The organism is Actinopolymorpha alba DSM 45243, from assembly GCF_000373925.1.
Classification (GTDB): Bacteria; Actinomycetota; Actinomycetes; order Propionibacteriales; family Actinopolymorphaceae; genus Actinopolymorpha; species Actinopolymorpha alba.
In genome coordinates this window covers 29212-42813 of the sequence record NZ_KB892801.1, presented here as the reverse complement: position 1 = coordinate 42813, position 13602 = coordinate 29212, and the positions used below count along the sequence as shown (strand labels likewise).

At 67.6% G+C, this 13602-nt stretch carries 12 protein-coding genes; 7 read left to right on the top strand and 5 right to left on the bottom strand.

Annotated features, from left to right (window positions below):
* Positions 1 to 9 precede the first annotated feature (9 nt).
* The gene (locus B141_RS0132785; protein WP_020579420.1) at positions 10 to 1419 is read right to left on the bottom strand and encodes a dihydrolipoyl dehydrogenase family protein; all 1410 of its coding nucleotides are present in this window, start codon (positions 1417 to 1419) and stop codon (positions 10 to 12) included.
* A 182-nt stretch (positions 1420 to 1601) separates the two neighbouring features.
* Between B141_RS0132785 and B141_RS0132780 the strand changes: the two genes are divergently transcribed.
* The 3 genes from B141_RS0132780 (at position 1602) to B141_RS53050 (ending at position 4061) form a co-directional block, all read left to right on the top strand.
* Entirely contained in the window at positions 1602 to 2087 is a 486-nt protein-coding gene (locus tag B141_RS0132780) for a MarR family winged helix-turn-helix transcriptional regulator (RefSeq protein ID WP_020579419.1), read from the top strand.
* Positions 2088 to 2338: 251 nt separating this feature from the next.
* A complete protein-coding gene (locus tag B141_RS0132775; protein ID WP_020579418.1) occupies positions 2339 to 3721 on the top strand; it encodes an MFS transporter in 1383 nt (460 codons plus the stop codon).
* 67 nt (positions 3722 to 3788) lie between these two features.
* Positions 3789 to 4061, top strand: coding sequence for a DUF5302 domain-containing protein (locus B141_RS53050; protein ID WP_084678673.1), 273 nt, complete (start codon positions 3789 to 3791; stop codon positions 4059 to 4061).
* Here B141_RS53050 and B141_RS44085 read toward each other — a convergent pair.
* Together B141_RS44085 and B141_RS0132765 are read right to left on the bottom strand one after the other, a co-directional pair.
* Positions 4001 to 5755 carry an MFS transporter gene (locus B141_RS44085; protein WP_202805999.1) on the bottom strand — a complete coding sequence of 585 codons (1755 nt, stop codon included), beginning with the start codon at positions 5753 to 5755 and terminating at the stop codon, positions 4001 to 4003. The genes B141_RS53050 and B141_RS44085 overlap by 61 nt on opposite strands.
* Before the next feature lie 97 nt (positions 5756 to 5852).
* Positions 5853 to 6584 carry a TetR/AcrR family transcriptional regulator gene (locus B141_RS0132765; RefSeq protein WP_157181472.1) on the bottom strand — a complete coding sequence of 244 codons (732 nt, stop codon included), beginning with the start codon at positions 6582 to 6584 and terminating at the stop codon, positions 5853 to 5855.
* A gap of 51 nt (positions 6585 to 6635) precedes the next feature.
* Between B141_RS0132765 and B141_RS0132760 the strand changes: the two genes are divergently transcribed.
* Positions 6636 to 7094, top strand: coding sequence for an SRPBCC family protein (locus B141_RS0132760; protein WP_020579415.1), 459 nt, complete (start codon positions 6636 to 6638; stop codon positions 7092 to 7094).
* Positions 7095 to 7194: 100 nt separating this feature from the next.
* Here B141_RS0132760 and B141_RS0132755 read toward each other — a convergent pair whose 3' ends face one another.
* Positions 7195 to 8946 (bottom strand): HNH endonuclease, encoded by a 1752-nt coding sequence (locus tag B141_RS0132755; protein WP_020579414.1) that lies wholly within the window; start codon positions 8944 to 8946, stop codon positions 7195 to 7197.
* 190 nt (positions 8947 to 9136) lie between these two features.
* Here B141_RS0132755 and B141_RS0132750 point away from each other — a divergent pair, with 190 nt between their 5' ends.
* A complete protein-coding gene (locus B141_RS0132750; protein ID WP_020579413.1) occupies positions 9137 to 10630 on the top strand; it encodes a right-handed parallel beta-helix repeat-containing protein in 1494 nt (497 codons plus the stop codon).
* Here the strand turns inward: B141_RS0132750 and B141_RS0132745 are convergent.
* Positions 10593 to 11009 carry a RidA family protein gene (locus tag B141_RS0132745; protein ID WP_020579412.1) on the bottom strand — a complete coding sequence of 139 codons (417 nt, stop codon included), beginning with the start codon at positions 11007 to 11009 and terminating at the stop codon, positions 10593 to 10595. The two genes, B141_RS0132750 and B141_RS0132745, sit on opposite strands and share 38 nt — an antisense overlap.
* A 236-nt stretch (positions 11010 to 11245) precedes the next feature.
* Here B141_RS0132745 and B141_RS0132740 point away from each other — a divergent pair, with 236 nt between their 5' ends.
* Together B141_RS0132740 and B141_RS0132735 are read left to right on the top strand one after the other, a co-directional pair.
* On the top strand, positions 11246 to 12370 hold the full coding sequence (locus B141_RS0132740; RefSeq protein WP_020579411.1) for an isocitrate/isopropylmalate dehydrogenase family protein: 1125 nt from the start codon (positions 11246 to 11248) through the stop codon (positions 12368 to 12370).
* 90 nt (positions 12371 to 12460) lie between these two features.
* Positions 12461 to 13378, top strand: a complete 918-nt coding sequence (locus B141_RS0132735) for a glycosyltransferase family 2 protein (protein ID WP_020579410.1) — start codon at positions 12461 to 12463, stop codon at positions 13376 to 13378.
* Positions 13379 to 13602 lie beyond the last annotated feature (224 nt).

Genomic DNA, 13602 nt, shown 5'->3' with positions numbered 1-13602 from the left:
ACTCCGCTGTCACAGGCCGTACGCCTCCAGGAGGCGCAGCCACACCTCGCTCACCGTGGGAAACGACGGGACCGCATGCCAGAGGTCGGCAAGGTCGACGCGTCCCACGATCGCCACCGTGGCCGAGTGCAGGAGTTCCTGGATGCCAGGCCCGGTGAACGTCGCACCGATGACAACCCGGCGTTGCGTGTCCACGACGAGCTTGCTCGTGCCCGTGATGCCGTTCCCCTGCACGTACGCACCAGCCACGTTGCCCGTTCCGTACGTCACACAACGGATCTGCAGCCCCGCGGCAACCGCGTCCGCCTCGGTCATCCCGACCGCACACACCTGCGGATCGGTGAACGTCACGCGCGGCACCACGTCGGTCGCGCCGGCGCCGACGTCACGTCCAGCAATAACGTCGCCGACCACCCGGCCGTGATACTTGCCCATGTGCGTGAGCAGCGCCCGCCCGTTGCAGTCGCCGATCGCGTAGAGCCAGTCGCCGGGCACGCCAGTGGCGCGCATCCGGGCATCGACCTGGACGTGCTCCCCCGGCGTGAGCCCCACGGTCTCCAGCCCCACCCGCGTCGTGGCCGGCCGGCGTCCGACCGCGACCAGGATCTCGTCCGCCGTGAGCTGCCGACCGTCTGACAGCGTGGCGACCACCGGGCCGTCACCCTCGCGCCGCACCGCATTCGCGCGTACGCCGGTGTGGACGCGAATTCCCTCTGCCTCAAAGGCGGCCCGCACCTCCTCGCCGACGAACGGCTCCTCACGGGACAGCAACCGCGGCGCGCCGTCGACGATGGTCACCTCCTCGCTGCCCAGGCGGCGGCAGGCCTGCGTCATCTCCGTACCCACGGCTCCTCCGCCGAGGACGAGCAGCCGGCGCGGCACCTGCTTGGCGGCGGTGATGGTGCGGTTGTTCCATGGACGCACGTCGGCGAGGCCGTCGATCGGGGGCATCAGCGGTGTCGTACCAGTGGCGAGGACCACCGCCCGGCGCGCCGTCAACCTCTGCTTGCCACCCTCGGCGGTTTCGACCTCCACGACACGCTCGCCGGCCAGCCGGGCGGTACCGCGTACGAACACGATCCCCTTGTCGTCAAGCCAGCCGAGTTGTCCCGCGTCGTTCCAGTTGTTGGTCATGTAGTCGCGCTGGGCGAACGCCGCGGCGGCGTCGACGTTCCCGGTCACCGCCTCGGCGGCGCCCGGGGCCCGGCGCGCGGCCGCCACGATGTCGCCCGGCCGGATCAGTGTCTTGCTCGGGATACAACCCCAGTACGAACACTCGCCGCCGACCAACTCCCGCTCGACGATCGCCACCGCGAGCCCGGCGTCCGCACAACGCCCCGCCGCCGTCTCGCCGGCCGGTCCGGCACCGATCACGACCACATCCACGTCCAGATCGGACGTCGCCACCGTCGCCGGCATCGCGCCCCGCCTCCTCCTCGGTCGAACCAGCCGTCCCGGCTGGCGCACATATGCCGACAATCTCACGTTCGCCGACAATCTATGGCTGGACCGGCAGGGGTTTCCGATGCGGTCCCGATCGAGCGGAATGCCGGTCTTCTTCTGGATTATCTGTCACGGATCCAATCGCTACGCTGGTACGCATGACCGCCATGGCACCCACCCGCACCGAGCCGGACCTGTCGTACCTCCTCGACCACACCAGCCACGTCCTGCGTACCCAGATGGCAGCCGCGCTCGCCGAGATCGGCCTCACCGCGCGCATGCACTGCGTCCTTGTCCACGCGCTGGAGGAGGAACGCACCCAGATCCAGCTCGCCGAGATCGGCGACATGGACAAGACCACCATGGTCGTGACGGTGGACGCCCTGGAGAAGGCCGGACTCGCCGAACGCCGCCCCTCCAGCCAGGACCGGCGCGCCCGGATCATCGCGGTCACCGAAGAGGGCACCCGGGTCGCGAGGAAGAGCCAGGAGATCGTCGACCGCGTCCACAGGGAGGCCCTGGCGGCACTCCCCGAAGCGGACCGCGAGGTCTTCCTGCGCATCCTGAACCACCTCGCGACCGGGCAGCTGGCCCGGGTCGACCAGGGCCAGACAGCGAGGCGGGCTCGCCAGCACCAGAGGTAGGACGCGCGGTCGAACCCGGTTCCGATCCGAGTTAGACCCGAGGTAGATAGTCTCTAACAGAACTATCTGCTACGGTCCCTCCTGTCGTTTCGACTGACAGGAGAGATCGCATGTCCGCTCCGTCTCCGGCCGCCTCGCCATCTCCGGCCCCGCCACCATCTCCGGCCCCGCCGCCAACTGAGGCTCCCTCGCCAGTTCCGTCTGACGCCCGATCGGCCACCGTTTCCCGATCCCGCTGGCTCGCCCTCAGCGTGCTTGCCACCGGCATGCTCATGACCGTCCTCGACGGCAGCGTCGTGACCGTGGCTATGCCGGCCATCCAGCAGGACCTCGACTTCTCCCCGGCCAGCCTGAGCTGGGTCGTCAACGCGTACCTGATCGCGTTCGGCAGCCTGCTCCTGCTGGCCGGCCGCCTCGGCGACCTGGTCAGCCGCCAGCGGATGTTCCTGGCCGGGACCGCGGTGTTCACCGCGGCCTCGCTCCTGGCGGGCCTGGCCACCTCGCCCGCGACCCTGATCGCGGCGCGGTTCCTCCAGGGCGTGGGCAGTGCGATGGCCTCCGCCGTCAGCCTGGGCATCCTCGTCACGCTGTTCACCGAGCCGCGCGAGCGGGCGAAGGCGATCGCGGTGTTCAGCTTCACCGGCGCGGCCGGTGCATCGATCGGTTCGGTGCTCGGCGGCGTACTCACCGACGTACTCAGCTGGCACTGGATCTTCCTCATCAACCTGCCGATCGGGCTGGTGACCTTCGTGGTCGCCGCGCGGGTACTGCCCGCCGATCGAGGGCTGGGACTCGCGGCCGGCGCCGACGTCATCGGCGCGCTGCTCGTCACCGCCGGACTGATGCTCGGGATCTTCACCGTGGTCAGGGTCGAGGAGTACGGCTGGACCTCGGCGTCCACGCTCGGCCTGGGCGCCCTCGCCGCCGCCCTGCTCGCCGGGTTCGTCATCCGCCAGGCCACCGCCCGGACGCCGCTCATGCCACTACGGATCTTCCGGTCGCGCAGCGTCTCGGGGGCCAACCTGGTCCAGATCCTCATGGTGGCCGCGCTGTTCTCGTTCCAGTTCGTCCTTGCGCTCTACCTGCAGAAGGTGCTGGGGTACGGCGCCGCCCGGACCGGTCTGGCGATGCTCCCGGCGGCAGTCGTCATCGGCGTGGTGTCGCTGGGCGTTTCCGCCCGCCTGAACGCACGCTTCGGCGAGCGCAAGGTCCTGTTGACGGGGCTCCTCCTCCTGGTCGGGCTGCTCGGCCTGCTCGCTCGCATCCCTGTCCACGCGGACTACGTCACCGATCTGCTTCCGGTGATGTTGCTCGGTGGCGGCTTCGGCCTCGCTCTCCCGGCACTGACCGCGCTCGGCATGTCAGGAGCGCGGAACGACGATGCCGGTCTTGCCTCCGGGCTGTTCTCGACCACCCAGCAGATCGGTGGTGCGTTGGGGGTCGCGGTGCTGTTGACGTTGGCGGCGGCCCACAGTGACGACCTGCTCGCGGTCGGTGGCAGCCAGGCCGAGGCCCTGACCGGCGGCTACCGGCTCGCGTTCGGCGTGGGCGCGGGCCTCCTCGTCGCGGCCCTCGTCGTGGCGTTCGCCGTCCTGCGTCAGCCCGGACGAGACCGAACTGGCGTACGAACCTGAGGCTCGATACTGAAACTCAGGACGAAATGGTCTCGCGTGGAGCGGTGAAGCATGCCAGGCTGGAACCATGCTTGGCCAAGATCAGACGCACGACGAAGCATCGCCCGCAGAATCGCCCGCGGAGGCGGCCTCGGGCGAGGAGCCTTCCAGCCCGGACGCAGCGGGCTCAGAAGAATCAGAGGAAGACGTACGCCGCAAGTTCCGCGAGAGCCTGGATCGCAAGCGGCGCCAACACCACGACCGCCGGGAGGCCGACGCCAACCTGACCTCCTCGAAGGTTCAGGACGGCTTCGGACCCGCTCGGAGCAAGCGTTCGTTCCGTCGCAAGAGCGGGGGCTGACCGGCTGTTGCCGGATCTTGGGCCGGCGGGGACATCCGTTCCCCGCCGGCCTGTTTCGTGCCCGGCAGTCCGGCGGTCAGCCAGAGGCTGGCCAGCGCGATCGCCGCGGCCGTGAGCAGCGCGATCTTCAAACCCACCAGCTGTGCCTGGGCATAACTGTTGACGACCACGTTCACCTGGTCGGGTGGTACACCGGCGTGCTCCAGTGAGGCGCGGACCTGCCCGGTCGAGACGAAGTTCACACCGGCTTCCAGCGCGATCCCTAGCTGTTGCTTCACCGTCGCGGACAGCTGCCTGCTCACGCTGAGCTCGTGGGTGACGGCGGCGGTCAGGGCACCGATCAGGATCGAACCGATCAGGGCGGTGCCGAGCGAGGAGCCGAGGTTCTGGGCGGTGTACTGCAGCCCGCCCACCTCGCTGCGGGCCGACTCACCGACGCTGGACTGGACGACGTTCCCCAGCTGTGAGGCGAGCAGCCCCATGCCGATGCCGAGCAGGCCCATCGCCAGCGCGAACGATGTGTTGTCGATCTTCGGCTGGATCGTCGCGAGCAGCCACAGCGTCGCGACGAGCAGCACGAGCAGGCCCACTCGAACCACCCGGCGCGGGCTCGCGATCCGCCCGAGCAGCGGTCCACTCATCGCCGCCACCAGCATCGTGATCGAGGCCGGCAGCAGCCGGAGCCCGGTCTGGAACGCGTCGAAGCCCTGCACGATCTGCAGGTACAGCGGGATCGTGAAGAAGATGCCGAGCAGGATGAGGTTCTGGGCGAGCAGCACCCACAGGCCCGACCGCAGCGGCGCGATGCCGAACAGCTCGAACCTGATCAACGGCGTCTGCCGCCGCTCCTCGCGGCGTCGTTCCCACATCCGGAACAACCCGAGCGTCACCAGCCCGGCGGCGATGACGAACGGCGTGAGCGAGAAACCGAAGATCGTGACGGGTGAGTTCCGTGGCTTGAGCCAGCCCCAACTGCTGCTCTGCAGCACTCCCAGTACGACCATCGCGAGGCCCAGCGCGGAGAGCGCGGCACCCACCCCGTCGAACTGCGGCCGGCTCTCCGGTCGTGGCGCCTCCCGGATCCAACCCACGAGCAGGAGGAGTACGACGACGAGAACGACCTCGCCGGCGAAGACGAGCCGCCAGGTGAGGTACGTCGTCACCCAGCCGCCGAGGAGCGGACCGACCGCGATACCCGCGCCGGCGAGCCCGCCGATCACGCCGTACGCGACCGCTCGTTCCCGTCCCGCGTAGTTGCCGCCGACGAGCGCGGCGAGCGCGGGCAGCACCAGGGCAGCCCCGAACCCCTCGATGACCGACCATCCGAGGGCGAGCAAGCCGAGGACCGGTGCCGTCGCTGTGATCGCGGACCCCACGCCGTACACGATCAGACCGACGGTGAACATCCGCCGCCGGCCCCACAGATCGCCGGCCTTGCCGCCGGCGATCATGAACGCCGCCATCACCAGCGTGTAGAGCGTGATGACCGCCTGGATGGCGGTGACCTCGGTATCGAACTCCTTGACCAGCTGGCTGACCGAGACGTTCATCACCGAGGTGTCAAGCACCATCAGGAACTGCGCAGTGCCCAGGACTATGAGCGCCTTCCACCGGCCCACCGCAGCCAGCCCCCTCAACCCCGCCAGCGTGCGCTCTCCGCGCCACTGCCGTCCACCGCAGCCAGCGCCGTCCACCGCGGCCAGGCTCCCATCGGCCGTAGCGGCGTACGGCTCAAGAGTCGGACCGCTTCGCCAGCCTCCGCATCACCCCGGGTGGGTGATGCGGAGACGGTCAGGTCGGCAGTACGCGGCTGGTCGCGATGAAGGCCTCCATCGCACGGTCGGCGCCGGCGCGGTCACCGGTGGCCAGCAGGTCGAGGAGGAGCCCTCGGGTGACCGCGAGGCCGAGCCGAGCGTGATCGCGGGCCACTGGCGAAGGAACGCCGAGCCGGCGGGTCAGCTCCGTGAGGGGATCGAGCCAGGAGTCGACGATGCCCTCGAGCAGGGACGCCATCGGGGAACCCTCCCGCAGGGCCTGGCCATAGACCTCGAAGAAGAGGCGTTCGTACGGCCAGAGCGCGGGGTCGGCCAGCCGGCGCCAGAACCTCCGGGCGATCTCGACCGCCGCCTCGCGGGCATCCGTCGTTCCGGGGGTACTGGCGGCATCCAGGTCACGCCGGAGGTCGGCGAGCGCGTCGCGCTGCTGGCGTTCGACCACGCGGAGGAGCTCGACGAGGAGGCCCTCCTTGGAGCCGAAGTGGTAGATGAGCATCCGGTGGCTGGTCCCGAGAGCGGCGGCCAGCTGCCTGAGGCTGAGACCGCTCACCCCCTGCACGGCTACCTGCTCGACCGCTGCCCGCAGCAGCCGGTCCTTCGCGCTCGCCGGCTCGCGCTCGGCCACGTTTGTCCCGTCCAGCTCTGTCTCACCCAGCTTTGTCTCGGCCAGCTCTGTTTCGGCCAGCTCTGTTTCGGCCACGTTTGTCTCGGCCGCTTCTGCCCCCGCCACGCCCGCTGTTCCTTCCATAGTGCGTACCGTATGGTACGTGTACCACTTGGTTCATACGAGGAGGACGCTGTGGGCCGCCACCGCATCGACGTGAACGTGCAGGCGAACGCCGACCCGGATGCCGTGTATGCGCTCCTGGTGGACGGTACGACCTGGCCGGAGTGGTCGCCGTTCGAGTCGTTCGAGCTTTCCGAGGCCGGCGATCCCTCTGGTCTGGGCTCGGTCCGGGTCTTCCGTAGTAGATGGCGTGGCCAGAAAATCGCCAGCTACGAGCAGGTTGTCGAACTCATCCCCGGGCGACGCTACGGCTACGCATTGATGTCCGGCCTGCCTCTCCGCGACTATCGGGCGAACGTCGACCTCGAGCCCAGCAATGGCGGCTGCTCGATCCACTGGCATTCGACGTTCGACGCGAAGGTGCCGGGCACGGGATGGCTTTACCGCCGGGTGCTCGGGGACTTCATCAAGGCCTGCGCCGAAGGACTCGCCCACCACGCCACCAGCCTCCGCCATCCCACCTCGTCGTAGCCCCACCCCGTCTCAGGCATGCCGGCAGGCTCGATAGCCCTTCTTTGTAAGGGTTTTCGAGCCTGCCGGCTTGTTTGCTTGTCCCGCTTTCCCGTGCTGGTTAGAACGGTGGGGGATCGGGATCGTCGGGTTCTACGGAATCGGTGAGGCGGAGTGGGGTCACCTGGTACTGCCGGCTGTGCGGATCGGTGTAGGTGAGGTGTCCTGGGCTGGTTTGCTCGACTTTCCAGTCGCCTTCAGTTTTCACGCGGTGGTGGCGACGGCACAGTGGTGCCACGTTTTCGACCGAGGTTTCGCCGCCTTGAGCGTACGGTTTGGTGTGGTCGAGGTCGCAGGAGATCGCTGGGCGCCTACAGAGCATCCAGGTGCAGCGCTGGTTCAACGACTGCACGAACTCCGCTGGAAGACCGCGTAAGAAACGTTGCGCCATCGGATGCAGACTCAACAACTGCCCCGTCACCGGATGGGTGACACCGATCGCGAACATCGCATCCGGATTATCCAGATGGTTCGCGATCAACCGCCGCGCTACTTCGGTGAGCACCGGCCCGAACCCGCCAAGCTCCGCGGGCCGCTCCGCCAGCTCGAACAGTGTCGTGATCGGCACATTCAGCTGAAGCTTCGCCTTGACCGCAGCTCTCCAGGACCGGAACGCAAGAGGGATCTCCTGCTCGGGGATCGGTTCCCGATCACCGTCCTCACCCCGACCGCTTCCGGGTTCGCGGCCTCTCAGGGCCGCGGCGCCCTCGCCGGTCGCGCCGTCATTGCGGGCCTGACGTCGGGGCTGGTCGAGGGGGTGGGTGTAAGTGGCGGGTTTGCAGTCCTCACACGGGCAACCCTCGAGGTGGTGCTCGTGGTCGCACCCAGTGTGCGGGCACCCATCCTGCTCAGCTTCCGCAGGATTGTTGGCCTGGTCCTGCTCGTCGAGCAGGTCGTCAAAGGGACCTTGACACGGGCCGGCGTCGTCGCCGTTCTTCCCGTCACCCTTCTTCCCGTCACCCTTCTCGCATTCGCAGTCCTCGCCGGAAGGGTTCTCCTCTCCGTCAGCTTCAGGCGGTCCGTCGCAGATGATCACGTCGGCTTCGCCGGAGAGGATGGAGACGGCGATGTCGGCGCGTAGTTGGGGGAGGGTGCGTTCGTCCCCGCGTGCCTTCTCGGTGCGGGCGATCGCATCGATGTAGGCCCAGGCTTGGGCGGCTTGGTCGTGGGAGATGCCATGGAGGCGGAGGGTAGAGACGTTGTCCACGTCGGGGTAGACGGCCACACCACGGTCTCCGCGGGCCCTCTTGTGGCGTTCTTTCGCCGCTTCGGGGTTGATCTTGATGGTTTCGGCTTCGATGTAGAGCCGTAGCAGCCCGCCCCGTAGTTTCAACACCTCGGGGAAGATCGCCGCATCCACCAAAGCGCGGTCAGCCGGAGAGAGAAGGCTGAGCCGGTCGACGATCGTGCGAACCTCAGCGTATTCGAGTTCACCGCGTTCCAACGCCCCACGAGTGTTGGGCAGGTCCGTCAGGGCGAGGGCGATGAGCATGAACTGGTCGGCGCGGTAGTTGGTCCACCCCAACAGCGGCGCCAGCAGCTCAGCCGCACGCGGCTCTGGCTGAGATGACCGTTCCGCCTCATCGTCTTTGAAGCAGGGCGGGCAGTGCGCCAACGCATTCACAGCACCAAGACTCAGGTACTCAGCCCAGCAAGCGAGCTTCCGCGCGGCACGAACCAGCTCCCCCAACTCGAACCCGTTACACGCCGACTGGTCGACAGCAGCGAACGCCACCGCCAACCCCGGACCGGGAAGCATCTCAGCAAACCCGGGCGGGAGCGGAGAGGTCCGCACACCATCGCCGTCGCTCATACGTTCGAGTTTAGCTGATCACGATCATACTCGCAACCGGCGACGACCGCGAAACCGCCTTATTTACAAGGCGCTTCCAGCACGACCGATCCCTCGCTACGGTGAGACGCGGGGCAAGGCCAACCAGCGCTCGGACGATCAATCTGGCACAGTAGAAACCCTCGTACGCAGTTCGGCACAGGAGGGTTTCATGGTCGATCCGGGAAAGGCCCGACCGCGGGCCCGACGATGGGATGTTGTCGCCGAGGGCGCGGCCGGAAATGGTGTCGACGACGATACGGAAACGCTGGCCGGCGTCTTCGACAAGGCCGCAGCCGGAGACGAGATCTGGTATACCCCCGATCGTGCGTTCAAACTCACCGCACCCATCACCCTCAACAAGCCGCTCCGCCATCTCGGCTACGGAGCTGAACTCGTCCAGACCGCATCTGACACGACTGGTATCCGCCTCGAGGGCGGTGCCAGCGGGACAGTTGTCGCCGGCCTGACGTTCCGCGGTCCCCAGGGTACGACGTACGAACCCAACGGACGCGCCCTTCACGTCACCGGGACACCGGAGCGTTGGTTCGAAAACCTCTTCCTACACGACGTCACCTTCCGGGACTGGGGTTATGGCGGGCTCTACGCCCGGTGGGCGCGTCATCTCGTGACGCTTGACGTCGTGGTCGAAGACGTGCAGTACGCCGGCCTCGACCATTTCTCCTGCGCTGACGTACACCACTGGAATCCGACCGTTCGCCGGCTCACCGGAATTCCCAAGAACGGATTCATGCAGTCGTACGGCATCGCCTTCAACCGCTGGCGCCTTACCAACCTCACCGAGGATCCGCGCTGCGACAACTGCTGGGTATGGGGCGGGGAAATCGACTCGGTTCCCTGGGAAGCGATCGACACCCATGGTGGCGCGAGGATTCATGCCCTCGGCACCCGCATCACCAACAGCTACCATGGTTTCGCCGCGGTTCCCTCTCCTGATCCTCAGGGCGTCGATACATACGCACCGCTCGACATTCTTGCCGCCCACCTCGACATCGACGGGGAGGTGGATGACGGATCGAAGGGGTCGGGGATCAGGATCGTGGGCGCGGGCAGGAGGGACAACACCGTCGAACGCTCCACCGGCCACATCATCGGCGGCAGCATCGCCCGGATGGGAAGCGGAATTGACGCCCTGGGTCGCCCGGGCGACAGGAACACCACCGCTGGCGGGGTCCAGCTCTACCTGACTCGCGGCGTCACCGTCACCGGGACTCACATCAAGGAATGCCGGCCGTTCGGGGTGTCACTGTGGTACGACAATTCTGGCGTCCTGCTGGATGACATCACGGTCGTCGACCCCTGGCATCCGGAATTCCCCCCTGTGGCGGCGGTGGCGAGCCGGGACACCGGCAATTCCTGGACGCTCGGCTCCGTCCGCCTCAAACGAGGCACAAAACAGGCGGCATATGTCTGCCGGGTCGGACAGTACGTCAGCAAGAACGACAGGACGGCGTGGTTCCGGATCGGCACCGACGACTTCTCCGCCGCCACCGACCAGGCATTCCGCGGTGGCGCGGCTTCACAGGTCAAGATTGGCACCACTCAGCAACAGCACGTCAAGCCAGCCTTGCCTCGCGTACCAACACCCGCGGAGATCAACCAACGGATCACTGATCTCCGCGCCAGCCAGCCACCGCCGCGGTGAGGTCCAGTTCCACGAGCTGGTCCAGAAATCCCAACTGTGCGACGCCAAGCAACGTGCTCGCGGTCGTAAAGGCCGCGGCTAACGCCGACTCATTGAAACGGCGCCATACGGCGGCGAGAACCGCTCGGTCGTTGCTCGCGACGTAAATCACGGATCGCACCACCTGGTCAGGACCCGCACCGACCGCGCCAAGTGCGGTCAAATTGGCCGCTACCTGGTCGACCTGTGCGTCGATATCGCCGACGCCCACTACCGTGCCAGATCGGTCAAGCGGACACTGACCGGCAAGGAAGGCCAACCGGCCAGCTTCCACGACCGTGACGTGGTGATAGCCCGGGGTTGCGTGCAGGTCCGCAGGGTTGATGCGAGAGATCGACATGGCCAGGGATTATGCACGAAACACTGCCGATTTGGCACACCAAATCCGTTGCCGAAAAGAGGTCGAAGTTCCGGTGATTCGGATTATCACGAGGAGGGAAGTACTCTCCCAGCGGGGGTGTGGAGCTACCCATCGCTGCGCACCTCCGCGGTCACTCCCTCAGCATGGCCGGTGAAACTCGGCACAACCATGTCACCGAAGAAATGTGCCCGCCTGGGTGAGCCTGGCACGGAATTATGGTCCGGGTGAACGACGTACGCACGACACGGCCCGCCACCGCACGCACCTACCGGATCGCGCTCATCCCCGGCGACGGGATCGGCCCCGAACTCGTGGAGAGCGCCCGGGAGGTGCTGGCCGGAGCGGTGCGCGGCACGACGGTCGAGCTCACCTTCGGCTACGAGGATGGCGGTGCGCAGACCTATCGGCGTACCGGCACCAACCTCGCCGAGGAAACCCTCACCGCGCTGCGGGACACCTACGACGCCATCCTCAAGGGGCCGGTGGGTCTGCCGGACGTACGCCGACCCGACGGGACCGAGGCGGGCGTGCTGGGCGGCGTACTCCGGAACGGCCTCGACACCTACGCGAACGTCCGCCCGATCACGCTGCTGCCCGGCGTACGAACGCCGACGACCTACCGGGACGGCGACATCGACTACGTGATCGTCCGCGAGAACACCGAAGGGCTGTATCTCTCCCGCGGGCTCGGGATCGGAAACCAGCACGCCATGTGCGACCAGTTGTTCATGACCAGGCCGGGCGTCGAGCGGGTGGTGAGGTACGCGTTCGGGCTGGCCGAGGTGCGCGGTGGCGCACCCGCCGACGGGCAACGACGGGTCACCTGTGTCGACAAGAGCAACGTCCTGCGAAGCTTCGCCTTCTTCCGGGAGATCTTCGTCGAGGTGGCCGAGGAGTTCCCGAACATCGAGCCGGACTTCCGCTACGCCGACGCGGCCGCGCACGACCTGGTGATGGATCCGTCGCACTTCGACGTACTCGTCACCGAGAACTTTCTGGGTGACATCCTCAGCGACCTGGGCGCGGCCACCGTCGGAGGGCTCGGGATGTGTCCTGCCGCGAACATCGGCGACCGGCACGCGTACTTCGAACCCATCCACGGAAGCGCGCCCACCATCGCCGGCCGCAACCTCGCCAACCCGACCTCGCAGATCCTCGCCGGAGCGCTGATGCTCGACCATCTGGGCCTGGCAAAGGTCGCCGACCAGATCCGCTCGGCGGTCCGGTCCGCGTTCGCCGACGGCGCCATCGAACTCACCGCCGCGGGCCAGCCACGCCACGGCACCGCGAGCGTGACGGCGGCGATCATCGACCGCCTGAGCCAGGGGCAGTCGGGTTGAGACCGTATCCCCCACCTCGGTTCGTTACGATCCGTTGCGGGGTATTTCATCGCCGTATCACCGTGTCGCCACGCGCCGGAGGGGGTCATAGTGACGTACAGCCCAGTCAGGACGGCGTCCCGTCCCGCGCCGGCCTCCGAACTCAGACTCGCGGTGGTGCTCGTGACGCTGGGCGATCGGCCGGCCGAACTCGCGGCCGCCCTCGACTCGGTCGGCGCGCAGGTGAGCGCCCCGGCGCGGATCGTGGTCGTCGGCAACGGCACACAGCTTCACGGCCTTCCGGCGGGCGTCGAAGCCATCGAACTCCCCCGCAACCTCGGCCTGCCGGGTGGCCGCAACGCCGCCCTGGCGAGGCTTCGCGAGCATGGTGACGTCGACGTGGTGATGTTTCTCGACGACGACGGGCTCCTGCCCGACCCGCGTACGGTCAACAAGGTCCGCTCGGCGTTCGCCTGCGACCCGACGCTCGGCATCATCAGTTTCCGTATCGCCGACGAGACGGGTACGACCCAGCGCCGGCACATTCCCCGCCTGCGCGCCCGCGATCCGCTCCGGGCGTCGGAGGTGACCACCTTCCTCGGCGGCGGTAACGCCGTCCGCATGTCGGTGCTCGACCGCAATGGCGGGTGGCCCGAGGAGTTCTTCTGGGCGCACGAGGAGACCGACCTCGCCTGGCGGGCCCTGGACGACGGCTGGCGGATCGACTACCGCCCCGACATCCTGCTCCAGCATCCGCGGACCTCCCCCGCCCGGCACGCGCTCTACTACCGCATGAACGCCCGCAACCGGGTCTGGCTGGCCCGCCGCCACCTCCCGGCGGTGCTGATCCCGATCTACCTCGGCATCTGGATCCTCATCACGGTCGTACGCCGCCCGCCGCTGGCCGGCCTGCGCGCGTGGTTCGGCGGATTCGTGGAGGGGTGGCGGAAAGGCTGCGGGCCGCGCCGGCCGATGCGCTGGCGGACCGTCTGGCGGATGACCCTGCTGGGACGCCCACCCATCGTTTGAAACGTGATCCGGTCGCGCGAGGGCCGCTTGATCCCCGTCCCGCTTAAGCTCCCGCGATTGTCGTTGGCGGCGGCGTTCGCACGGGTTCGGCTCCCACTACACCTGAATTGGTCGGCACCAGACCACGAATTCGACCTGTCTGATCGCCAGCAGCGAGCGCGGGTCTACGAGATCGTCCTACGAGAGGGAACAGCCGAGGACATCCTTCGCTACATCGACGGCGT

Coding starts and splice junctions, on each gene's coding strand:
- B141_RS53050 (WP_084678673.1), top strand. CDS start 3,789: ATGCTTGGCCAAGATCAGACGCACGACGAAGCATCGCCCGCAGAATCG.
- B141_RS0132780 (WP_020579419.1), top strand. CDS start 1,602: ATGACCGCCATGGCACCCACCCGCACCGAGCCGGACCTGTCGTACCTC.
- B141_RS0132750 (WP_020579413.1), top strand. CDS start 9,137: ATGGTCGATCCGGGAAAGGCCCGACCGCGGGCCCGACGATGGGATGTT.
- B141_RS0132745 (WP_020579412.1), bottom strand. CDS start 11,009: ATGTCGATCTCTCGCATCAACCCTGCGGACCTGCACGCAACCCCGGGC.
- B141_RS0132740 (WP_020579411.1), top strand. CDS start 11,246: ATGGTCCGGGTGAACGACGTACGCACGACACGGCCCGCCACCGCACGC.
- B141_RS0132785 (WP_020579420.1), bottom strand. CDS start 1,419: ATGCCGGCGACGGTGGCGACGTCCGATCTGGACGTGGATGTGGTCGTG.
- B141_RS0132755 (WP_020579414.1), bottom strand. CDS start 8,946: ATGAGCGACGGCGATGGTGTGCGGACCTCTCCGCTCCCGCCCGGGTTT.
- B141_RS0132765 (WP_157181472.1), bottom strand. CDS start 6,584: ATGGAAGGAACAGCGGGCGTGGCGGGGGCAGAAGCGGCCGAGACAAAC.